Annotated in this window: 25 protein-coding genes and 1 riboswitch; of the genes, 22 read left to right on the top strand and 3 right to left on the bottom strand. The window is 39.5% G+C overall.

The annotated features are described in order from the left end of the window. Window positions 1–282 (top strand): cytochrome aa3 quinol oxidase subunit IV, encoded by a 282-nt coding sequence (gene qoxD / locus F4V44_RS21635; RefSeq protein ID WP_150442084.1) that lies wholly within the window; start codon window positions 1–3, stop codon window positions 280–282. Between the two features lie 60 nt (window positions 283–342). Here the strand turns inward: qoxD and F4V44_RS21640 are convergent, their stop codons facing one another. Further along, window positions 343–609, bottom strand: coding sequence for a hypothetical protein (locus F4V44_RS21640; RefSeq protein ID WP_223882000.1), 267 nt, complete (start codon window positions 607–609; stop codon window positions 343–345). Between the two features lie 226 nt (window positions 610–835). Between F4V44_RS21640 and F4V44_RS21645 the strand changes: the two genes are divergently transcribed. Beyond that, entirely contained in the window at window positions 836–1615 is a 780-nt protein-coding gene (locus tag F4V44_RS21645) for a divergent polysaccharide deacetylase family protein (RefSeq protein WP_150442085.1), read from the top strand. Window positions 1616–2008: 393 nt separating this feature from the next. Further along, window positions 2009–2443, top strand: coding sequence for a Dps family protein (locus F4V44_RS21650; RefSeq protein ID WP_150442086.1), 435 nt, complete (start codon window positions 2009–2011; stop codon window positions 2441–2443). 100 nt (window positions 2444–2543) lie between these two features. On the opposite strand, the gene F4V44_RS21655 is transcribed toward F4V44_RS21650, so the two are convergent. Together F4V44_RS21655 and mgtE are read right to left on the bottom strand one after the other, a co-directional pair. Beyond that, window positions 2544–3761: an FtsW/RodA/SpoVE family cell cycle protein gene (locus F4V44_RS21655; protein WP_150442087.1), complete on the bottom strand. Its 1218-nt coding sequence runs from the start codon at window positions 3759–3761 to the stop codon at window positions 2544–2546. Window positions 3762–3982: 221 nt separating this feature from the next. After that, a complete protein-coding gene (gene mgtE / locus F4V44_RS21660; RefSeq protein WP_150442088.1) occupies window positions 3983–5341 on the bottom strand; it encodes a magnesium transporter in 1359 nt (452 codons plus the stop codon). Between the two features lie 490 nt (window positions 5342–5831). On the opposite strand from mgtE, the gene F4V44_RS21665 reads away from it, so the two are divergent. The 19 genes from F4V44_RS21665 (at window position 5832) to F4V44_RS27580 (ending at window position 22273) form a co-directional block, all read left to right on the top strand. Beyond that, complete coding sequence (locus tag F4V44_RS21665; RefSeq protein WP_150442089.1) at window positions 5832–6602, top strand: hypothetical protein; 771 nt, start codon at window positions 5832–5834, stop codon at window positions 6600–6602. Window positions 6603–6684: 82 nt separating this feature from the next. Continuing rightward, window positions 6685–6865, top strand: a riboswitch (cobalamin riboswitch). Window positions 6866–7024: 159 nt separating this feature from the next. After that, window positions 7025–8017: an ABC transporter substrate-binding protein gene (locus tag F4V44_RS21670; protein ID WP_150442090.1), complete on the top strand. Its 993-nt coding sequence runs from the start codon at window positions 7025–7027 to the stop codon at window positions 8015–8017. Beyond that, window positions 7983–9041, top strand: coding sequence for a FecCD family ABC transporter permease (locus F4V44_RS21675; RefSeq protein WP_150442091.1), 1059 nt, complete (start codon window positions 7983–7985; stop codon window positions 9039–9041). Before F4V44_RS21670 ends, F4V44_RS21675 begins: the two co-directional genes overlap by 35 nt. A gap of 2 nt (window positions 9042–9043) precedes the next feature. Beyond that, entirely contained in the window at window positions 9044–10525 is a 1482-nt protein-coding gene (locus tag F4V44_RS21680) for an adenosylcobinamide amidohydrolase (RefSeq protein ID WP_150442092.1), read from the top strand. Then, on the top strand, window positions 10515–11486 hold the full coding sequence (cbiB, locus tag F4V44_RS21685; protein ID WP_150442093.1) for an adenosylcobinamide-phosphate synthase CbiB: 972 nt from the start codon (window positions 10515–10517) through the stop codon (window positions 11484–11486). The genes F4V44_RS21680 and cbiB overlap by 11 nt, the downstream gene beginning before the upstream one ends. Then, complete coding sequence (gene cobD / locus F4V44_RS21690) at window positions 11461–12546, top strand: threonine-phosphate decarboxylase CobD (protein WP_150442094.1); 1086 nt, start codon at window positions 11461–11463, stop codon at window positions 12544–12546. The genes cbiB and cobD overlap by 26 nt, the downstream gene beginning before the upstream one ends. Further along, window positions 12516–13097, top strand: a complete 582-nt coding sequence (locus F4V44_RS21695; protein WP_150442095.1) for a bifunctional adenosylcobinamide kinase/adenosylcobinamide-phosphate guanylyltransferase — start codon at window positions 12516–12518, stop codon at window positions 13095–13097. Before cobD ends, F4V44_RS21695 begins: the two co-directional genes overlap by 31 nt. Then, window positions 13094–13981: a cobyric acid synthase gene (locus F4V44_RS21700; protein WP_150442096.1), complete on the top strand. Its 888-nt coding sequence runs from the start codon at window positions 13094–13096 to the stop codon at window positions 13979–13981. Before F4V44_RS21695 ends, F4V44_RS21700 begins: the two co-directional genes overlap by 4 nt. Then, window positions 13968–14759, top strand: coding sequence for an adenosylcobinamide-GDP ribazoletransferase (gene cobS, locus F4V44_RS21705; protein ID WP_150442097.1), 792 nt, complete (start codon window positions 13968–13970; stop codon window positions 14757–14759). Before F4V44_RS21700 ends, cobS begins: the two co-directional genes overlap by 14 nt. After that, the gene (locus F4V44_RS21710; RefSeq protein WP_150442098.1) at window positions 14717–15343 is read left to right on the top strand and encodes a histidine phosphatase family protein; all 627 of its coding nucleotides are present in this window, start codon (window positions 14717–14719) and stop codon (window positions 15341–15343) included. Before cobS ends, F4V44_RS21710 begins: the two co-directional genes overlap by 43 nt. Continuing rightward, complete coding sequence (locus F4V44_RS21715) at window positions 15295–15732, top strand: bifunctional adenosylcobinamide kinase/adenosylcobinamide-phosphate guanylyltransferase (RefSeq protein ID WP_150442099.1); 438 nt, start codon at window positions 15295–15297, stop codon at window positions 15730–15732. The genes F4V44_RS21710 and F4V44_RS21715 overlap by 49 nt, the downstream gene beginning before the upstream one ends. A 19-nt stretch (window positions 15733–15751) precedes the next feature. Next, complete coding sequence (locus F4V44_RS21720; protein WP_150442100.1) at window positions 15752–16354, top strand: cob(I)yrinic acid a,c-diamide adenosyltransferase; 603 nt, start codon at window positions 15752–15754, stop codon at window positions 16352–16354. Continuing rightward, window positions 16335–16817, top strand: a complete 483-nt coding sequence (locus F4V44_RS21725; protein WP_150442101.1) for an ECF transporter S component — start codon at window positions 16335–16337, stop codon at window positions 16815–16817. The genes F4V44_RS21720 and F4V44_RS21725 overlap by 20 nt, the downstream gene beginning before the upstream one ends. Further along, on the top strand, window positions 16814–17539 hold the full coding sequence (locus F4V44_RS21730) for an ATP-binding protein (RefSeq protein WP_150442102.1): 726 nt from the start codon (window positions 16814–16816) through the stop codon (window positions 17537–17539). The genes F4V44_RS21725 and F4V44_RS21730 overlap by 4 nt, the downstream gene beginning before the upstream one ends. 35 nt (window positions 17540–17574) lie before the next feature. Further along, window positions 17575–18186 (top strand): histidine phosphatase family protein, encoded by a 612-nt coding sequence (locus F4V44_RS21735; protein ID WP_150442103.1) that lies wholly within the window; start codon window positions 17575–17577, stop codon window positions 18184–18186. A gap of 408 nt (window positions 18187–18594) precedes the next feature. Beyond that, window positions 18595–19665, top strand: coding sequence for a D-alanine--D-alanine ligase (locus tag F4V44_RS21740; protein WP_150442104.1), 1071 nt, complete (start codon window positions 18595–18597; stop codon window positions 19663–19665). A 35-nt stretch (window positions 19666–19700) separates the two neighbouring features. Beyond that, complete coding sequence (locus F4V44_RS21745) at window positions 19701–21077, top strand: UDP-N-acetylmuramoyl-tripeptide--D-alanyl-D-alanine ligase (protein WP_150442105.1); 1377 nt, start codon at window positions 19701–19703, stop codon at window positions 21075–21077. Window positions 21078–21208: 131 nt separating this feature from the next. Beyond that, window positions 21209–21904, top strand: a complete 696-nt coding sequence (locus F4V44_RS21750; protein WP_150442106.1) for an alpha/beta hydrolase — start codon at window positions 21209–21211, stop codon at window positions 21902–21904. A gap of 198 nt (window positions 21905–22102) precedes the next feature. Beyond that, window positions 22103–22273: a hypothetical protein gene (locus F4V44_RS27580; protein WP_191090802.1), complete on the top strand. Its 171-nt coding sequence runs from the start codon at window positions 22103–22105 to the stop codon at window positions 22271–22273. The last annotated feature ends 149 nt before the right edge of the window (window positions 22274–22422 follow it).

A 22422-nucleotide genomic window follows, 5' to 3' on the forward strand; every position in this document is an offset into this window, starting at 1 on the left:
ATGAGCGAACTATTTCCACGAAAACAAATAATAGGCTTTGTCTTTTCGTTAATTCTTACAGCAGCAGCTCTTGTTGTGTATTTCATGGATCTATCTTTTGCGGCTGGAATGACTGTATTACTTGTTACAGCATTTGCTCAGGCATTGTTGCAGCTTGTCGTATTCATGCACGCTGGTGAAACAGAAGATAAATGGTCCATTTATGGTAATGTGTATTTCATGGTAGGAATTGCGTTAGTAACGATTCTAGGTACATTACTGCTTTTTGTTTGGGATATGTAATAGAAAAAAGGATAGAAAGAGGGTGCCGATATCGGCACTCTCTTTCTTTTTCTTTAATGATTATCTTTTTAAGTACACCACTTTATTCGGTTTAATTGGAGTAATTTCGATTCCCTTGAAGGTGTTTTCCACCATTTCCTCTGTCGCAATGAAAAACATTCCCATAAGAAAAATAAAAATTGCCCCAACAACTGTGCCAACTCCAATCCCAATTACGGAATTGAAGCCGCTTACAATACCGTATAAAAGAATCAACGTACCTAAAAGTAATGTAACACTGCCAGTGAATTTTGTTGCATTTAATATTTTCAAACGTGTATTCATCATAACGACCTCCTTTGTATATTTATATTATTCAAAAAATTCACAAAATTGTCAAACTTTTTTTGGGAATTCTTCACCATTTTATATTAGGGTGTCAGGCACTGCAAAAAAACAAAAAGGTTCATAGTGTCCATAAGCGGTGCTTGACACTGGGCTTTTGTCTTTTTTAAAAAAACTGGTTTAATAAAATTCCTTTTGTGACATCTTAAAAAGAAAAGGAAGTGCTTCTATGAGAATAACATTCATGACTATTATGCTTCTTTTTTCAATATGTATAACTGAAATCCATGCGGAAACAAAAACAGCATTAAGAAAAGAACTGGCAATTGTCATTGATGATTTCGGCAACAATATGAAGGGGACGGAGGAGATGTTAGATCTTCCTGTCCCAATAACTGTTGCGGTTATGCCATTTTTATCGACTACTGCTCGTGATGCGAAATTAGCTCATAAAAAGGGACATGAGGTAATTGTTCATTTGCCAATGGAGCCTAAGAGCGGAAAAAAGAGCTGGCTGGGACCAGGAGCCATTACAACAGATATGAGTGATAAAGAGATAAGAAAACAGGTTGAAAAGGCGATTGAATCCGTCCCATATGCAGTGGGGATGAACCATCATATGGGATCAAAAGTAACAGAAGACGAGCGGGTCATGAGAGTGGTATTAGAGGTTTGTAAGGAAAAGGGTCTTTATTATCTTGATAGCAAAACAAGCAGTAATAGTGTCGTTGGAAAAGTGGCTGAGGAATTATCCGTTCCTCATTTAGAAAATGATTTATTTTTTGATCATATTTATTCAGAACAATATATCAATAAACAGGCTAACAAACTAATGCAACAATTAACTGAAGAGGAGCAATTAATTGCCATCGGTCATGTTGGAATTACCGGTGAAAGAGTGGTAAGTACATTGAAAACATACATCCCTAAATACAAAGAATATGCTGATATTGTACCACTTTCTACACTCATACCTGAGCGGGATATGATTGATCAAAAACTGCCGTAGGATAAGAGTATGGCAGTGGGGAATAACTGCTTATCTATAAATGAGGCCATATTAACGAATCAGATTGATAACTCAGATTTTTGACTCATCCGTGAGAAATATCCATTTCTCACGCCTTTCAGCTTTAGATGAGTCAAAATCAACAATGCTTATAAACAAAGCTATAAATTAGACATGGAAAACAATGTTTGCAGCAAAAAGAGTCTAGTGATTAATGTCACTGACTCTTTCTTTATTTAGGAATAATATTGTACTGGAATGTCTTTCCTTATTAATCGATAGTGATTTCTATATTATAATTATTATAATTTAATATTGACTTTAAAATTAAACTTGTTATAATAAGAATATAAAGAAAGAACAAATGAACGATACTTAAGGAGGAATTTTTTTATGACTATCCAATCTAAATTAAATCAACAAATTGCTAACTGGAGTGTGCTTTATACAAAACTTCATCGTTTCCACTGGTATGTTAAAGGACCTTTATTCTTTACACTTCATGCAAAATTTGAAGAATTATATAATGAATCAGGACAAGTTGTGGACCAAGTTGCTGAACGTCTGTTAGCTATTGGCGGACAACCAATCGCAACAATGAAAGAATTTCTTGAAATAGCAACAATAGAAGAAACAGCCGGGGAAATAAAAGCATCTGATATGGTTGCTGCACTTGTGAGAGACTATATTGAAATTAAAGCAGGCTTGGAGCAATTAGCGGCCAGCGCTGAAGAAGAAAATGACACAATCACAAATGATCTTGCTGTTGGCTTAATCGAGAGCATTGACACACATGTATGGATGCTTAATGCTTATTTAGGAGAATAATAGAGGGAACAACTTGCCGTAACAAAAAAAGCACGGGAGACTTCATTTCTGAAAGCTCTCGTGCTTTTTGCTGTTGTCTTTTATTTAAACAAACGTTTGATTAACTGGACGTGCTTCTTTCCATTGTCTTCGTATCAGGTTCAGAATAATGATTGTTTGAAGAAAACATATAGTTCCGATGGTGATAATGGATACTATAGATGAGCCCCATGGCAAACATATTCCCCATAAGCGAGCTCCCGCCATAACTAATAAAAGGCAGCGGTATTCCTGTAATCGGCAAGACTTGGATGGTCATTCCAATATTTTGGAATACGTGGAAGGTCAGCATACTAATAATTCCTACACAAATATAAGTATTATACGGATCAACCGTTTCTAGAGCTGTTTTCGTAAGGTGATAGATTAAGAGGAAAAATAGTCCAACGACAATACTTCCACCAAGAAATCCATATTCTTCTCCGATAACGCTGAAAATAAAGTCTGTATGACTTTCTGGAATATATACTTTTCTTTCACCAAAGCCCTTCCCGGTTAAAAGTCCAGAACCAATGGCTTTTAATGAATTGGAAAGGTGGTATCCTGCCGCATTGTTATTTGGGTCAATCCATGCATAGATACGGTCAAATTGATAGGACTTTACATTTAAATATTTTTCTAATATTTCTGGTGCCCAGATGACAAAGTATAGTATGGTACAAGCAATGGCAGCGCCTGTTCCATAAAGGGATCCAATAATCTTCCAGGAGATACCGGAAATAAAAATCATACCTGTCATAATGGCCAGCATAACGAGGGAGGTTCCTAAATCAGGCTGTAACATAACAAGTCCAATTGGCAGACCGGTTACAAGTCCGATTTTTATTAATAATAAATAATCAGTTTTCATCGTTTTATTAATGTTTTTTTCATGATGCTTACAAATGGTTCTGCTTAAGCCCATGATAAGAAATACCTTCATAAATTCGGAAGGTTGAAGGGAGCCGACCGGGGTGATAAACCAACTTTGAGCTCCATTAATTTTTGGCGTGAATTCACTAACAGGTGCAACGGCTAAAAATAGTAATAATAATATTCCGAATCCATAGATAACCCAGGTAAGTCTATTTAACTGATCACTATCAAAGTACATGACAACTGCAATAATAGCCGCACCGACTCCATACCAAAAGATTTGCTGCATCAGGAAGTTTGATCCTGAATATTGATTTGAAGCTTGACCGCTGTATATTGCAACGCAGCTGACAAGAAAGAGCATCAATAATAATAGTGTTAATGTCCAATCGAATCTCTCTGCCACTTTATTCTTACGTTCCATTCTCACACCTTATTTCATCTGTGTTTACCACCTAATCGTAGCAAACAATTATAACTACAACAATATAATTATACAAATAATTTTGACGTTTTGTTTTTAGAAAGTGTCAGGCACCAGAAAAAGACAAATGGGCTTCATTTGTCTTTTTCTGGTGCCTGACACCGTCTATATTATGTCTTATACTTATCGCCGATAGGCAGGCGCCTTCCGCTTTTCGTTATTTACATTAAATAATGCATAAAAGCTGTTGCAATTCCGAAGTAAATAATTAATGAAAAGATATCATTTAACGTTGTGATGAGCGGCCCGGATGCAACTGCTGGATCAATATTTATCCGATAAAGGAAAATGGGGATAATTGTTCCTGCCAATGTACCAATAATTAAAGTTAGCAGGAGGGATGAGCCTACAACGACACCAAGCATTGGATTGCCAAGCCATACATAGGCGATAATGGAAATTAAGATGCCGCAGGTTACACCAATAATAATACCAACACCGGATTCCCGCATAATTAAATTGAAAATCGATTTTTTATCAAGATCATTTACAGCTAGGCCGCGAACAACGACAGCAAGTGACTGTGTTCCAGTATTTCCAGTCATACCTGATATCATGGGCATAAAGTATGTCAATGCCACGACCTGTTGTAAGGTGTTTTCGTAGCCGCTGATGATGCTTCCTGAAATAAGACCAATGAACAATAATAAGACAAGCCATGGAAGCCGGCGATAGGCAGCTACAAACGCTTTTGTATCAAAATCAATCGCTTTACCTGATGCGGAAAGCTTTTCAATGTCCTCATTTGCTTCTTTAATCACAACATCGATAATATCATCGACCGTAACAATCCCCATTAAGACATTATTTTCGTTTACAACGGGAATAGCCAGAAAGTCATAGCGCTCAATCATGCGGGCCACTTCTTCCTGGTCCATTGTATCCGATACAGCGATTACGCGCTCATACATAATGTTGCTGATTCTTTCATTGGCGTCAGCAATCAGTAAGTCACGGTAGGATACAACGCCAACAAGCTTACGGTGGTTATCTACTACATATAAATAGTTGATGGTTTCGGCAAATTCAGCAAAGGTTTTTAACTTATCAACTGCGTCTCTTACAGAATAGTAATCCCGAATCCAAACAAATCGGTTTGTCATTAAACGCCCGGCTGTTTCAGGAGGATAATTCATGATGTTCTGAACAATCTTAGATTCCTCTATTTTCATACCGGATAGTAGAGAAGCCATTTTTTCAGGGGATAATTCGTCCAATAAAGAGGCCAGGTCATCATTATCCATTTCATCAAGAACTTGACCTTTTCTCTCAAGCCCTAGCTTATTTAGAACTTTAAATTGTTCATCTCTATCTAATTCCTGAATTAAGTCGGCAAGTAAATCAATTTTTAAATTTAATAAGAAACGAGTTCGATGCTTTTCCGGCAGATCGGCATAGATTTGAGCTATATCATAGGGCTGCAATTCATCTAGAATAGCATCCAGCTCTTTTTGTTTATTTTCCTTTAAAGCTTTAATAATATAAAGTGTGATTTGGTTTTCAGTCATGTTTTGAATCAAACGTCTCACGCTCCTTCCACCGGAAAAGTTCTTGGGATTAGTCATGCATGACTATTATAATGAAAAAATGATATGAATTAAAATGAAATTTCGTGAACATGGAGTAATAATGGTCAATTTATTTATAAATAGATAGTATATGTTATGCATGTCTACGGAAAAGGGGACATAGGCGTTTGTTAGAAATAAAGGATTTTTTAGGGATATGTTTTATGTCTGTATGTTGCTTCCTGCATCCGATAAAAATAGTGTAGTACAATATAAATCTTGTCCGTTTTATAAACATCTGATTTTCCCATTGCCCAACACTGAATAAAAATGTATAGTTCATAAGGATGGTCGAACTTACCTTATCCTAGAAGGATTGTTGAAAAATAACAAGCACTAATTAAGATAATATTTCTATTATCTGCTATGATAGAAAATAGATAATGGAGCTAAGAAAGTAGACAGTAAGGATATTTTGATTACATATTCGGGGGTTTCATCGTTGAAGAGGAATGATATAAGGGATGTAATTTATATCCATTTAAATGAAAAGGATCAGTATGTACTTTCTTATGGGATTGAATTTCGTGAGTTCCTGCTGTCTTTACACGAATCCATCAATCATTTACTCCTTCTCAAGCATCGGTTTGATGATGGAGATTTTAATATGCACACAATGCTTGATTATGTGCCAAAGAAAAGAGTAATGAAGCTCGTTGAAGAAGATGTTTACGGGTACGGAGATTTTTGCTGGATTGACTTTGAAGAAATGGAAGGGTTAGATGAAATTCCTGGTCAGGTATTAGCGGAGCTGCTTTATCTTGGTCACGTCAAAGAGCCTTTAAGACCTCCTTTCTACAGCTATTTAGGGAATTCCTTTGCCTATTTAGCGCATGATGATGGCTGGTTTAACAAAACTTATTACCGGGATGTGAATCTTTTTTATAACCTTCTGAGCCAATTGATTCCGATGAAGCTTGAAGCCATTAAGCCAGAGAAAAATTTATTAGGGTTGAAAAAGAAAAAAACTTATCCATCCGTTGACGAGCATCTTTTATTATCTATAAAAAAGTTTATGAGTGAAGGTTTAGTTTTGTCTATTAAGGATGTTATGCAAAATCGGTTTCGCATTGAATTGCCAGTATGGGTGATTGGTGATTTTTCAAATATGGATGATATGTACGAAGAATATGAAAAAAACAGCAAAAGGCCATGTGATGCGAAGCTTATTTTTGATAAGAAAACGCGTGAGTGGAAAATGAGATCAAATTAAACGGTCCTTCTTCATGCGTACAGGATAATAAAATACTATGATTAGTATTTCGGTGATGATATAATCAGGTTGTTGAAAATTTACATATAGTTTAGGAATAGGTGTCTTATTAAAACAAGACTTAATTGGGAAGTTGGTGCAAAGTCCAACGCGGTCCCGCCACTGTAAATGGGAGTGACCTGCGAATCCACTGTACGTTGTATGGGAAGGAGCAGGAAGCAATGATCATGAGCCAGGAGACCAGCCTGTTTCTCACACCAAAAAACCTACGAGGATAGGGGGTGGATGGAAACCGGCTAGATTTAATATTTATATAGTCAATCCAGCATCTCCTTTACTTTAGGAGATGCTTTTTTTGTTGTATTGATTTCAATTTATATGTAAGACTAACAAGATAAAATAAGAAAAGGGAGGAATATAAATTGAAAAAGTTTTATACCGTATTGTTTGCCCTGTTGTTAAGCCTTCTGGTATTAGCAGGCTGTGGCGGAGCAGATGAGAACAAGACAGCACAAAATGAACCGAATCAAAAGACCGAGGAGAAAGAATCGGTTGAGGAAAAAGCAACGGATGTCTTTCCAGTAAAGATAAAGGATGCAGCGGATAAAGAGGTTGTTATTGAAGCAAAGCCGGAAAGAATTGTTTCACTTATGCCTAGTAATACAGAAATTACTTTTGCTTTAGGGCTGGGTGATGAGATTGTTGGCGTAACCGATTATGACAATTATCCAGAGGAAGCATTGGAAAAAGAAAAAATCGGTGATATGAACTTTAATGTTGAGAAAATCATTTCATTAAAACCAGATTTAGTTCTTGCACATGGCGGGTCAGGAATGGGAAGCTCTGTTGAAGGGTTACAGCAGCTCCGTGATGCAGGCATTACAGTCCTTGTTGTAAATGATGCAACAAGCTTTGATGCTGTGTATGATGCAATCCTTATGATTGGGAAGGCAACAGGAACGAAAGAAAAGGCTGACGAAATTACAGCCGATATGCAATCAAGAATAGACGCAATTAAAGAAAAAGCGGCCTCAATTAAAGAGGAAGACAGGAAAAAAGTTTATATCGAAATTATGCCAGCCCCTGAAATATACGCAGCAGGAAAAAATACATTTATGGATGAAATGCTAAGTATCATTCATGCAGAGAACATAGTGACCGAGGCTGATTGGCCAAAGGTTGACCAGGAAGCGATTATTGCCAGTAATCCTGATGTCATTATTACAACTTATGGATTCTATACGCCAGATGCTGCTGAACAAGTATTAGGCCGCGAAGGATGGCAGGATGTTAACGCAGTAAAGAATAAGCAAGTAGTGGATGTTAATTCCGATGAAGTTACACGTTCAGGGCCTCGTCTTGTTGAAGGAGTAGAGGAAGTTGCAAAAGCGGTTTACCCAGACGTTTTCAAATAATAAAATAGTTGCTTACTTGCTAGCTGTCGTTCTATTAATTACAGCTATGCTCTTTGCTATTTCAATAGGTACAGTTTCTGTACCTATTTTCGATATTGTGCAAATTATTGGCTCAGTTCTTTTCGGCTTTTCAATAGAGCAAATTGACCCCATGTATTCGAATATTGTTCTAAATATTCGTCTGCCAAGGGTTATTCTTTCAGGGTTAGTTGGAGCCTCTCTTGCAATTGCAGGAGCCGCTTTTCAAGGGTTGTTACGGAACCCGCTTGCAGACCCCTATACACTGGGTGTTTCTTCAGGTGCTTCAGTCGGTGCCGTTTTGACAATCTTTTTAAATTTATCCATTCCGATTATCGGTCCGTTTACATTACCTTTTCTAAGTATTATTTGTTCTTTTATGACCATCTTTATTGTCCTTCTATTTGCGCAAAAAATTGACCGTTCTATGAAGGTCGAAACCATTATTTTAACTGGAGTTATTTTTAGTTCATTTTTAAGCTCCTTTATTTCCCTTATGATTGCCTTAACCGGCGAAGAACTTAGGCAAATTATTGGCTGGCTTCTAGGCAGTGTATCGATGCGAGGCTGGGACTATATTAAAATGATGATTCCATTTTTTATCATTGGCTCCTTGCTTTTATTAGTTAATACGAAAGAATTGAATGCTATGTCATTTGGCGAAGAACGCGCCCAGCATTTAGGTGTAAACGTACAAAGGAGGAAACTGCTAGTTTTATCAGCTGGCTCCATTTTAACTGGTGCAGCGGTGGCTGTTTCAGGTGCCATTGGCTTTGTTGGATTGGTCATTCCGCATTTAACAAGATTACTTTGGGGACCCGATCATAGACATTTATTGCCTTTGTCTATTTTAACGGGAAGCGGATTTCTTATTTTGGCTGACCTTGTAGCAAGAACAATTATTTCACCAACAGAGCTTCCTATTGGTGTTATCACTTCTTTAATTGGAGCCCCGGTGTTTGCATTGATTCTAATGAGAAGTAAAAGAAAGGAAAGGGGAAGGTGAGGTTGCTCGAGATTGAACAATTATATGGCGGCTACAACGATACGGCAGTCCTTGCTAATGTATCATTTCAAGTACGTAAGGGCGAGCTCTTTGGAATTCTTGGACCAAATGGAAGTGGAAAAACCACCTTGCTTAAGATGATAAGCGGCATTCTACCTTATAACAGAGGAAACATTCTCTTGAAAGGTCAGCACTTAAAAAAATATTCAACGAAACAGCTGGCAAAGGTCATTGCGGTTCTATCACAACATTCATCAGAAGCCTTTTCCTACTCTGTCAGAGAAACGGTTTCACTTGGACGATATGCACATCAATCAGGCTTTTTTAATGAATGGAGTAAAGAAGACGAGGCCATTGTTCAAGATGTCATGAGCTGGACTGGTGTGGCTTCCTTCCAAGACCAGCCGACCCATTTATTATCTGGTGGAGAGAGGCAGAGGGTTTTTCTTGCGCAGGCACTTGCACAGGAGCCGGAAATCCTTCTTTTGGATGAACCGACCAATCATTTGGATTTAACTTATCAGAAGGAACTGTTAGATTTATTGAAAAAATGGACGCGGGAAAAGGGTTTAACCGTTGTGTCTATTTTTCATGATTTAAATCTTGCTGGTTTGTATTGTGATCGTCTTTTGCTGCTGGAAAACGGAGAAGTAAATCGCTATGATACACCGAATGAAGTATTAAAACAAGAAACGATTGAAAATGTCTACCATACAGAAATCAGAAAACATCCTCATCCTATTGTTCCTGCTCCACAAGTGGTTTTACTGCCTGAATCTTATTATCAGAATCGAAAGGATATGAAGATTACGACGGAAAATCTGACCGTGAGCCAAGAATTTATTTCCTTAATAGCTCCGATGTCTTTGCGTACCATGTCTTCAGGTGTGACGGGATCGGGTATGGGCTGGTATCACACGTTTGTAAACAGACATGTTGACAAGGATTACAATTGCAGCAATCCCCGGGAAGAAATGAGTGAATTTCTAAAGGCGAATGGCTTTGAACCCTCTGAAACGGTTGGCATGATGACGGCTGTGTATACAGAGGATGTAGTGTACCGGCTTTACGAGGGTGCTGGATTTTCTTTACTTGTGATAGTGACAGCAGGTGTCGGCAATGCCGTTGATGTGTCCAAAAGCCATGAGCAGTGCGGTATATTAACACCAGGAACAATCAATACTTGGCTTTTTGTTAACGGGGAATTAACCGAGGAGGCATTTATCCAGTCCGTTGTAACCGCGACGGAAGCAAAGGTTAAAGTCATGCATGATATGGACATTAAAGACGTAAATACAGGAACCATTGCCACAGGAACGTCTACCGACAGCATTTTAATTGCTGCGACTCAAAAGGGCAAGCTGCTTGAATATGCCGGCAGCATTGCGCCGCTTGGGAAATTGATTGGCAAGGGAGTATATGAATGTACAAAGGAAGCAATTGTGAAGAGCAAAGAAAGAAGAGAGAAAGCATATGCTGATTGAACATGCATTATCGATAACATTAGCTGTTATCATTGATCGAATAATAGGGGATCCCCCTTCCTGGCCGCATCCTGTCAAATGGTTTGGCAAGATGATTGCCTTTCTTGATAAGCAGCTTAACAATGGCGGAGCGCAGACGCGGAAATGGAAAGGAGTTTGGATGCTTCTAATTATCATTCTAGCTGTGCTGCTGCCTTCTTTATTGATTTGTATGGCTGCTTATAGCATACATCCGCTCGTTGGAATACTTGTTGAAGGGATAATCATTGCCGCGACTATCGCTCAAAAAAGCTTGAAGGATGCTGCTTTAGAGGTATATGAACCGCTTCAAAAGGAGGATCTTAAAGAAGCGCGTCTTAAGCTTTCTTATATTGTCGGCAGGGATACTGAGCATTTGCCTGAACCAGAGATTGTCCGTGGAACGGTGGAAACGGTTGCGGAGAATACGAGCGACGGAGTGACAGCACCTATGTTTTGGGCTTTAGTTGGCGGTGCTCCGCTCGCGCTTGTATACCGGGCAATTAATACGTGTGATTCGATGGTTGGTTATAAAAATGAAAACTATCAAGACTTTGGTTGGGCATCTGCGAGGATGGATGATGCCGTTAACTGGATTCCAAGCAGGTTAACAGGCTTTATGATGCTGCTGGCTAACCGTCCGCTTAAAACCAATCGGAAAGAGACATGGCGCATCCTGTTCCGTGATGCAAAAAAACATCCAAGTCCAAACAGCGGCTGGTGTGAAGCGGCTGCTGCCGCTCTTTTGGGTGTCCAGCTTGGAGGAATCAATACATACAAGGGAATGGTTTCAAATCGTGCGAGAATGGGCGATCCGCTGGTTACGTTAGAAAGCAAAGATATTCTCAAAATGAATCGCATTCTTTCCCAGACTGTCGATTTATTTTTAATCCTATTATGGCTTGGAGGTGTGTTAGTTGAAATGGCCGTTACATGGATCTAATCCTCAATATTTATATGAAGCCGCCGGACTTCCTTTTCCGAAATCCTTATTAGATTTTAGTGCTAATATTAATCCACTCGGTCCGCCTGCTGTGTTACAAAAGCGCTGGGGTGATTTGTTTCAAGGAATGGGAACCTATCCTGACCCACATATGGCATCACTCAAAGAAAAAATATCGCAACGCGAAGGGGTTGAACCAGGGCAGATTCTTATAGGGAATGGCGGTGCAGAGATTATTAGTCTGATTGGCAGACTGTTGTCAGGGAAAAAAGTGATGATTGTGGAACCTGCTTTTTCTGAATACAAAAAGGCATGTCTGGTTAACAACTGTGACGTTTCTTATTATAGGCTGTCAGATGGCTGGGAGATTCACTTAGATGACCTGATTGGGAAACTCCAAGGTATGGATGCTGTGTTTCTGTGCAATCCCAATAATCCAACCGGTATGTATTATAAAACCAGCATTCTTTTACCTCTCTTAAAAGCATGTAAACATGAAAACTGTTTCCTAATTATAGACGAGGCATTTTATGATTTTACGGCTGAATATGAACCTCTCGTTCCATTCTTAAAGGATTTTCCGCAATTAATTCTAATGCGATCGATGACAAAAGTATTTGCTATTCCTGGATTACGTTTAGGCTACTTAATGGCAGATGGGGGATTGATTGAAAAGCTGTCAGAATTTCAGCCGCATTGGAGTGTTAACAGTGTTGCCTTACAAGCAGGAGAGTGGTGTTTAGAAGATGAGAACCATATCTTTAAGACGATTCAATTTATTCAGTCTGAACGGAATGTGCTTTTTGACTTTTATCAAGAACATCATTTTGAAGTTTCCAATACAGCAATAAATTTCTACCTTCTGCGGGATATCGGGCTCGATGATCAGTACCCGCTCTTCGAATTTTTGCTGAAGCGGGGAATCGTTCCAAGACATACCTTTAATTTTACAGGTCTTGATGGCCGGTGGCTGCGTTTTGCTATTCGAACATCCGATGAAAACAGAAGGTTAATGGAGGCGATGCAGGCATGGCGCAGCTTGAATCCATTATTTTTATAACCGGCGGTGTACGCAGCGGGAAAAGCCGCTTTGCTGAAAAACTGACAGCTGATATATGGAAGAAGTCTAAGACGGGCCGGCTTCATTATATTGCAGCGATGCAGCCTTCAGACACTGAAATGACAGACCGAATTCTTAAGCATAGGGAAGATCGCAATCAAAGCGGATTGGACTGGAATACATGGGAAAAGCCAGTTTCAATTGGAGAATTGGCAGCGTTCTTTCATCAGCAGGATGTTGTACTGCTTGATTGTTTAACGACATGGCTTAATAATGAGCTGTTCTTTGAAGAAGACAACTGGCAGAAGGAAAATTTTTTAGCAGATTTATTTGAAGTGATGTGGGATGGGGTTGTGCTGATTGCTCAGAAAGTGAGGACACTCGTCATTGTAAGTAATGAAGTGCTGAACGAACCCATTGCCTCTAATGAGCTGGTTTTTCAATACAGCCGTTTACTGGGGAAATTGCATCAAAGAATCGTTGCTTCAGCTTCAAGGGCTTTTTTAGTTGAATCCGGGATACCGCTTGAAATGAAAGGTGTGGTCAAATGAAGGGGTTCATGATTCAAGGAACCTGTTCTGATGTAGGGAAAAGTTTAATCGTGACTGCCTTATGCAGAATATTTGCGAATGAAGGGATTAGGGTTGCTCCGTTTAAATCACAGAATATGACTAATTACTCGTATATAACGAAGGATGGCTCAGAAATTGGACTAGCTCAAGGGGTGCAGGCTGAAGCGGCTAAAACAGAGGCTTCTGTTTGGATGAACCCAATCCTCCTAAAGCCGTATTCTGACAGGAGTTCAGAGATTGTGCTGCTGGGAGAACCCCACGAAACGTTATCTGGAAAAGACTACCGTGAAACCTTCTATGAAAAGGGAATGGAAGTCATTCGTCAGTCTATTCAGGAGCTTTCAAAGGAATATGATTGGCTCATCATGGAGGGAGCGGGCAGTCCAGTTGAAATGAATTTAAAGGACCGCGAGCTTGTCAATATGAAGGTTGCTGAAATGGCAGATGTCCCTGTGTTTCTTGTCGCAGATATTGATCGAGGCGGTGTCTTCGCAAGCATCGTCGGAACACTTGAATTATTGTCTGATGAAGAGCGAAAAAGAGTCAAAGGAATCCTTATCAATAAATTCCGCGGTGATTTTAGATTATTTAAGGACGGTGTTACATTTCTTGAGGAAAAGACAGGAATCCCAGTTCTAGGTGTGCTGCCCTATATAAGCAATCATATGATTGAACGTGAGGATTCCTTATCCATCGATGAAATGGACAGCATAGCCTATATACCGCAAAGTCGAAAGGTTGATGACGAGAATTTAAGCGATGAGCGGTATGAAAGATTGGCAGAAGAGATGGGAAAATATATGGATATGGAGAGAATCAAAAAGATCATCTTAGATTGGAATTTTGACCATGAAGACCATTAAAGGATTAATCATGGCCTTTCAATTTTTTACGAGCATTCCGATTCCATATGAAGTACCGATGGACCGTGTCCATATTGAAAAGGCAATCAAAACCTTTCCCATCTTAGGTCTCCTGCAGGGGATTTTTTATGCCTTTGTCCTGTTTGCTATTTCCGCTTGGACACCGTTATCCCCGCTTGCAGCAGCTTTCTTTGTATGGCTTTCGATGATTCTTCTAACGGGAGGTCTGCATCTAGATGGCTGGATGGATGCCAGTGATGCTTATTTCTCCTATCGTGACCGGGAGCGAAGATTGGAAATTATGAAGGATTCAAGGGTAGGAGCATTTGGCGTTCTTTCTATTGTGGTCCTATTAAGTGCTAAGTTTTTGTTTATTTATGAGATAGCCCAGCGGCTCTATGATGCTTCGTATGTGCTTATTGCCTTCATCCCTTTTTTAAGTAAAAGTGTGATGGGTGTCCTTTTAATATATGTAAAGGCAGCCAAGAAAGAGGGACTTGGCACTCTGTTTAAAAATGCAGCTTCCAAGTATACTCTCTGGATTTATCCTATTTATATTATTATTTTGTTTGTTGTGTTATTAGCGATTTGGCCTGGGGCGCTTGGTGGTGCCTTCCTGTTATTACTGGCTGGGGTCGTATTTATAATGATATCAGCGAAAAAAGCAGTCAAATGGTTTGGCGGAATAACAGGTGATGTATTAGGAGCATCTGTGGAAGGAGTGGAAATGGTTTTATGGATGACACTGTGGTTGTGGCATTATTTCGTCACGGTTTAACTGAAGAAAATAAACGAAAGGCCTATATTGGCTGGACAGATTCTCCTGTTTGCGAGGATGTAAGAGAAACATTGAAGGGGAAGTTTCCGGAGTCTTCTCCTTATGAGCAAATTGTCACGAGTGATTTAAAGCGCTGTTTGCAAACGGCAAACCTGCTATTTCCCGATCAATCCCCCCTCATATTATCTGAATTTCGCGAGCTCCATTTCGGCAGCTGGGAAGGGAAAACATACGACGAGCTTTCGGGTAATCCTGATTATAAGGAGTGGCTTAATAACCAATATGAAAAAGCACCGCCTCAGGGTGAGAGCTATTCTGTTTTTACGGACAGGATTGAAAAGGGATGGCAAAGGGTTTTAACCATGATGGATAGTGACAATATCCATCAGCTCGCTATTGTGACCCATGGGGGTGTAATACGTTATTTATTATCAAAGCTTTATGAAGAGCGCGATTTCTGGGAATGGAAGGTTCCTCATGGAAATGGGTTCGAGCTTGTCTGGTCAAATCGTGAGGCATTCAGGAGGGGAGAACGTTGCAATTTGTTACGGGCGGTGCCTTTAACGGAAAATCAAAATGGGTAAAAGCATATAATGGAATAAACGAAGAAAACAGCCTTTGGATTACTGCCTACCGTCAAGAAGCTTTGCCCGATAGCTTAGAGTCTTCTAATAAGGAAATGGTTGTTTTGGAAGGGCTTGAGCTGTGGGTAAAGGAATTATTAAATGATCACGATGAAAGGTCCGTCAGGGAAAAATGGCGGGCACTTTTGGAGAAATGGCAGTTATGGGAAAAGAATCAGAAGGGAAGAAAGGCCATCTTAATAGGTGCAGATATCACAAAAGGAATTGTACCTGCCACACTCGAGGAACGTATTTGGCGGGACGTAACAGGCAGGGTTTTCCAAGATAGTGCAGCTGCCTCCGAAAGGGTAGATGTGATCTGGTATGGAATCAATCAAAAACTAAAATAGAGTGAAAGGAAGTTTTGGGATGAAATTATATACGCGTACAGGTGACAAGGGACAAACAAGCATTATCGGGGGCAGAGTGGATAAGGATGATGTGAGGGTAGAAGCCTATGGAACAGTCGATGAAGTGAACTGCTTTGTCGGGCAGGCTGTGACACAGCTTGATGGGGATGTATTTAAAGATATCTTGGATGATTTGGAAAAAATTCAACATGAGCTTTTTGACTGCGGCGGGGATTTGGCCAATGTGACGAAAAAACGCCAATCGAAATTAACGTCTGAATCGATTACCTATTTAGAGGAAAGAATCGATGAATTAATTAAAGAAGCACCAGAGCTTGAACGGTTTATTCTACCGGGCGGTTCTCCGGCTGCTGCAACTCTTCATATTGCACGTACAGTGACAAGAAGAGCGGAACGATTGGTTGTGACTCTTTTAAAAATAGATAACGAATTTCATCGTCAGCTGCAATATCTGAATAGGCTGTCAGATTACTTCTTTGCTGTTGCACGAGTAGTGAATGCAAGGCTTCATGTGAAGGATGTGGAATATGTTCGCAGTGCACCGGTATTCCGCGGCGGAAAAAGAAAAGAGGAGGCAGAAAATGAACATCAAGAAGGTTAGTCTGGTCAGCTTATTCATTGCCTTGTCAGTGGTCGGAGCTTCTATTAAAATTCCGGCCATTGTTTCAAGTGTTGCATTAGATATGGTGCCCGCTTTAGCAGCAGGTGCCCTCTTGGGGAGTCTTCCTGGTGCACTTGTCGCTCTTTTTGGTCATTTAGTTTCAGCGCTCATCGGGGGAATGCCCCTAGGACCGTTTCATTTCTTAATTGCTGTGGAAATGGCCCTCTTAGTTTGGATGTTTACAGTTATCTATGATAAGGGTAAAAGAATTCTAGCTGGCATTTTATTTGTCATAGGAAATACATTTGTTTCTCCTTTACCGTTTTTATTTATCATGGGGTCGGGGTTTTATATTGGAATGATTCCGTCCTTATTAATTGGTGCTGTACTTAATACGGTATTAGCTCTTCTTTTGGCGCCTCGTTTAACAAGTGTATTTCTTCATAAGGAAGCGGTAAAATGATACGAGATATTATGGTTATTCCTATGAGTGAAAGAGATTCGCTTGTTATTGCATCTGATAATAGCGGCGGCATTGGATTAAAGGAAAATGATTTGGTTCATACACCATATGATGTGGTCTCATATTTCAGCTTAAGAGTGGCTGCTATGGAATGTATGGCTGCTGGTGGAGAGCCTTTTTCAGTCATTATCCATAATTTTTGCGGCGATGAATCTTGGCAGGCAATGGTTAATGGAGTAGAACGCGGTTTGGATGAATTGGGAATGAAGTCTCTTGTTCAGATTTCAGGAAGTACAGAAAGTAATTTCCCATTGCTGCAATCAGGTTTCGGTACAATTGTGATTGGGAAACGAAATCGGGAGTTTACAGAAAAACAAGTGTCTTTTACTAAGATGAAGTTTGCAGTCATTGGATCACCGTTAGTGGGGGAAGAGGTGCTCAAAAAGAGTCATGAAGTAGTCCCGCTGTCCTTGTTTAAAGAATTGAATGGGTTGAATGGTGTTATTCTTTTGCCTGTCGGTTCAAAGGGAATCCTTCATGAACTGAAGGTGATGGCAGATAATGATGAGTTAGCTTTGAATTCAGTCGGATGTGAATTGGATGTGCTAAAAACCTCCGGACCTTCCACTTGTATATTGATTGCTTTTCCAGCCGTACTGGAGCCGGTTGTGAAGGAAATGACTTTAGACCTTTATCATTCGCTGGAGATAGAGGTAAAATAAAGAGTACGGTAAAAGAAATACGGGAGAGTTTCGGAATGCTAAAGTTATATATTGTGAGACATGGAGAAACAGAGTGGAATAAGGTCAATCGAATACAAGGAAGACTAGATTCCCATTTGTCTGATAAAGGCAGGGAATACGCGAGAAGGCTGGGAGAAAAGATAAAGGATACGGAATTTGCAGGAATTATTTCGAGTCCGAGTGATCGGGCGCTTGAGACAGCGAAGATTCTTCGCGGTTCTCGCACGACTCCAATAGGAACAGACGAGCGGATTATGGAAATGCATTTAGGTTCTTGGCAGGGGTTAACGACAAAAGAAATTAAAGAACATTATCCCGCAGAATATGATTCCTTTATGAATGAGCCTAACCTTTTTCTGGGTGGGGATGGAGAATCATTTGCAGATATGCTGGAAAGAGCGAATGGTTTTCTGGAGGAATTGAAAAAGAGTGAATTAACCGGAAATCTGTTAGTTGTCACACACGGACTTTTTATAAAAATCCTCTATCTTATTTTTAAAGAGATTGAATTAAAGGATTTGTGGACGGAGCCTACAGTCGATGGTACCAGTCTTTCCATTGTGAAATGGGAAAATAAGCGGTTTGAGTTACTAGTTGAAAGTGATATGAGTCATGTGGCGGAATAAGATTCTTCCATTACCAACCAAATGAGGTAAAAGGAACAAAGGTAGTATATAATAAAAAAATGTTAAACAGAGTGAGGATTTGACTCTGTTTTTTTGTGAAGGGAAATAAGAGGAGCTTTCCATATGCTAAAAAAGCAGGTGGAGAAAATTTTATAAATTTCACACATGGGCACAACTATGGGTTTCGGTTCAGCCCAACTATACATATGATAAGAAATGGATAGTTCAAATAACCCTCCCGCTTATGTTATAAAGTGGTAAAATGGTACATGTGTGATTTAACCTCGGGAATGTACCGAGCGTGATCAAGTGAAACTTCCATCAGTGGGAGTCTTACTGCCTGTTAAGAGTGGAATAAAAATCCGGGCGCAAATTCGACGGACGAATTTGATATATTGGAGGTCTAAAATGAAAACGAAATTAGGTTTATTATATGGTGGGAAATCTGCTGAGCATAAAGTATCTTTGCGGACAGCATTGGCTGTTAATAAAGCATTAGATCATACTAAATTTGAAATATATCCAATCTATATCACGGAAAAAGGTGAATGGATAAAAGGCGGGCAATTAAATGGGCCTGTTGAAAAGATTGAGGACCTGCAATTTTCACAAACTGCTTCATCAGAATCAGCTTTTTCATCAAAGCTTTTTCAAACAGAGGATGGAAAAACCTTTGATGTCATTTTTCCGCTTTTACATGGACCAAATGGTGAGGATGGTACCGTACAAGGTCTCTTAGAAATACTGAATCTTCCTTATGTTGGAAACGGTGTGCTTGCATCTTCGGCAGGGATGGATAAAGTCGTCATGAAAAATATTTTTGCCCATGCGGGTCTTGATCAAGTTCAATACGTTTCATTTATTAAAAGTGAGTGGAATGAAAAACCGGAATCAACTTATGATCAGGTGGAGAAAGAGCTTGGCTATCCTTGTTTCGTGAAGCCGGCAAACCTTGGCTCAAGTGTTGGAATCAGTAAGTGTGTCAATCGGGCGGAGCTAGAAAAGGCCTTTCAAGAAGCTTTTCAGTTTGACCGCAAAGTGATTGTTGAGGAAGGCGTTACGGCAAGAGAAGTTGAAATTGCCGTACTTGGAAATGATGATCCTAAATGTTCGGTTGTTGGAGAAATCGTTCCAAAGGAAGACTTCTACGATTATAAGGCAAAATATGAAGACGGAGATACCGCACTAATTATTCCTGCTAAGATTTCAGAGGAAGAGTATAAAACATTAAGTGAAATGGCATTAAAAGCGTTTAAGGCACTTGATTGTTCAGGGCTTGTAAGAGCGGATTTCTTTTTAACAAAAGACGGGAGAGCGATGATTAACGAAGTGAATACAATGCCTGGATTTACTCCGGTGAGTATGTTCCCGCTTCTATGGAAGCATACAGAAGTGGAGTATCCTCAGTTAATTGAAACACTTGTTCAATTGGGAATAGAAAGACATAAAGAAAAACAAACGATTAAATATACATTTTAAAGCCCGGAAATGACCGTAACGATGAGGAGGGGCCAATGATTAGAAGAACAGTACACCAGATACAGAAGATGATTAAGGTCGAGAATGATCTAGCAGCCTTTCAAGACGTATCCATTGATGGGGTGTCCATTGATTCTCGAAAAATAGCACCAGGAAATTTATTTATTCCTTTTAAAGGGGAGCACTCTGATGGCCATCGTTTTGTTGAGGATGCTTTAAAAAAGGGAGCGGCCGCCACCCTTTGGCAAAAGGACGTTCCAAATCCTCCCGCAAACCTGCCTATTATTGTTGTTGAGGATACCCTTACAGCTTTGCAGGAACTATCACGAAACTATCGCAATGAGCTGGATGTAAAAGTAGTCGGGATTACCGGAAGTAATGGGAAAACAACCGTGAAGGATATGACAGCAAATTTACTGTCATTAAAATATAAGGTGCAAAAAACAGAAGGAAACTATAATAATCATATTGGAATGCCGCTTACGATTCTTTCTCTTTATGAGGATACAGATATAGCTGTTCTCGAAATGGGAATGAGCGGCAGAGGAGAAATTGAGTTTCTATCAAAGCTGGCACGCCCTGATGTAGCCATTATTACCAATATCGGAGAATCTCATCTGCAGGATTTAGGTTCAAGAGAAGCGATTGCAGCGGCAAAGATGGAAATCATTGAGGGATTGAAGAAGAACGGTTTAATTATTTACTTAGGTGATGAGTTATTGCTGAGCGAAGGTATGTCTAATTACACAGGAAGTGCGGAAATTAAGACATTTGGCCGTCTTAGCACCAATGATTTATATCCTGTTGAATTAGAAACGAATCAGAATGGCAGTACGTTTAAAATTAATGGAGAAGAAACTGAATTTTCTCTGCCAGTGCTTGGCGGCCACAATGTATTAAATGCACTTAGTGCGATGCTTGCGGCGCAATTTTTTCAGATTCCGTTTCATGAAATGAATAATGGTTTTGCAGGCTTGAAATTAACCAATATGAGAATGGAACTGGTAGAGGGGAAAAATGGCGAAAAGATCATTAATGATGCGTATAATGCCAGCCCGACGTCAATGAAGGTAGCCGTTGATTTAGTTTCTAATCTTCCTGATTATGAAAGAAAAATACTTGTGCTCGGTGATATGCTGGAGCTGGGTGAAAAAGAAAATGAATTTCATTTTGAAATGGGGAAATATATCAATCCGGAAAAGGTTGATTATGTATTTACATTTGGCCGGTTAGGCGAAGAAATAGCGGCTGGAGCCCGGAGTATATTCACAGCGGAAAGAGTATTTTCTTTCACTGATAAGCCAGCACTAATTGAAAGGTTGAAAAACTGTACGAATGAAGAGACACTTGTTCTAGTGAAAGCCTCTAGAGGCATGAAACTTGAAGAAGTAGTGAATGCTTTAATAGAGTAAATACGAAGACCTTGTTGCTTGCAAGGTCTTTGATTTTCCGTTTTTCATTATTTCCCACGAGTAACAACCGTGGGAATGCGAGAAAATAGAAAAGGAATTTTTCATTCTATAATATTGGCGGTGGTTATGGCATGATTGGCTGTTTATGTATTCATGGTTTTACGGGTGCCCCATCTGAGATTGAACCGCTCGTTCACTTTTTAAATAAGCATACAGATTGGAAACTGGCTGTGCCGACATTACCGGGACATGGAGATTCCTTAAATCTAAAAGGAATTCAATATAATCAGTGGATTAAGCATGCTGAACAAGAGCTTGAGAAATTACTTCAAACCTGTGATCAGGTGTATGTTGTAGGTTTTTCAATGGGGGGCATGATTGCCAGTTATTTGGCTGTTCATTTTCCGGTAGAAAAGCTAGTTCTATTAAGTGCAGCAGCTTACTATGTAAATCCCAAACAGCTTGCCATCGACATGGGCATGATGGTAAAAGACTTGTATCAAGGAAAACTCAATGAAAATGAGCTTTTTTTACGTTATAAACGAAAATTAAAGGAAACCCCTTTAGCAGCAACACTGCAATTTCGAAAGCTTGTTTATTCGATTAGACCGTTAGTGCCTCAAATAAGCGTTCCCACCTTTATTGCCCAAGGTGAAGTGGATGGTGTTGTACCACCGAAAGCAGCGCAGTATTTATACAGCACGATAGGATCGTCTTCAAAGAAGCTCTTTTATTTAAAGAATTCAAAGCATTTGATTTGTCATAGTGACGAAAGAGATAATCTATTTGAAAATATTCTTTATTTTTTAAAAGCTGGAGTAAAGTAATTTTCTTTTTTGCATATACTGCTCATCAAACGCTTTCTATTAGCTATTTATCACAGTTGCAAATGGGTGGAATTACTGGTAAAATTACCATCAAAGTGCCAATGAGAGAATTTCTTTCGAACCCAGACATTACTCCATTTGGAGAATGTCTTTTTTTCACTTTTTGTATGAAGGAAGCGGAGGACGGAACAGCTTAGAATGAGTTGTTTAAATATTATCGATACGCTAATTCCACCCCCAACAAAGTTACGAAGTCTTCCTCCACAAGCCGGCCGTGTATCTATTCGTTCGGCTCTTCAACATAAGGATTCCTCCATACTAAATGGTGCGTACAACACTATGCTGGCTTTGTATGTATTGCTGCGTTAACTTCATTCAGCAAAAGTCATCCAATTTTATAAAAGCTGGAGAATGTAAAAAGTTCTCCTTTTGAGCGGGGCTTAAGCCCTGTTGAATGAAGTTAAGCCTCCGGCGAGCCTTGAATTTTTAAGTTAAATGTATTAAGCAAGTATCGACGA

This window comes from Niallia endozanthoxylica (genome assembly GCF_008710145.1).
Taxonomy (GTDB): Bacteria; Bacillota; Bacilli; order Bacillales; family Cytobacillaceae; genus Bacillus_BD; species Bacillus_BD endozanthoxylica.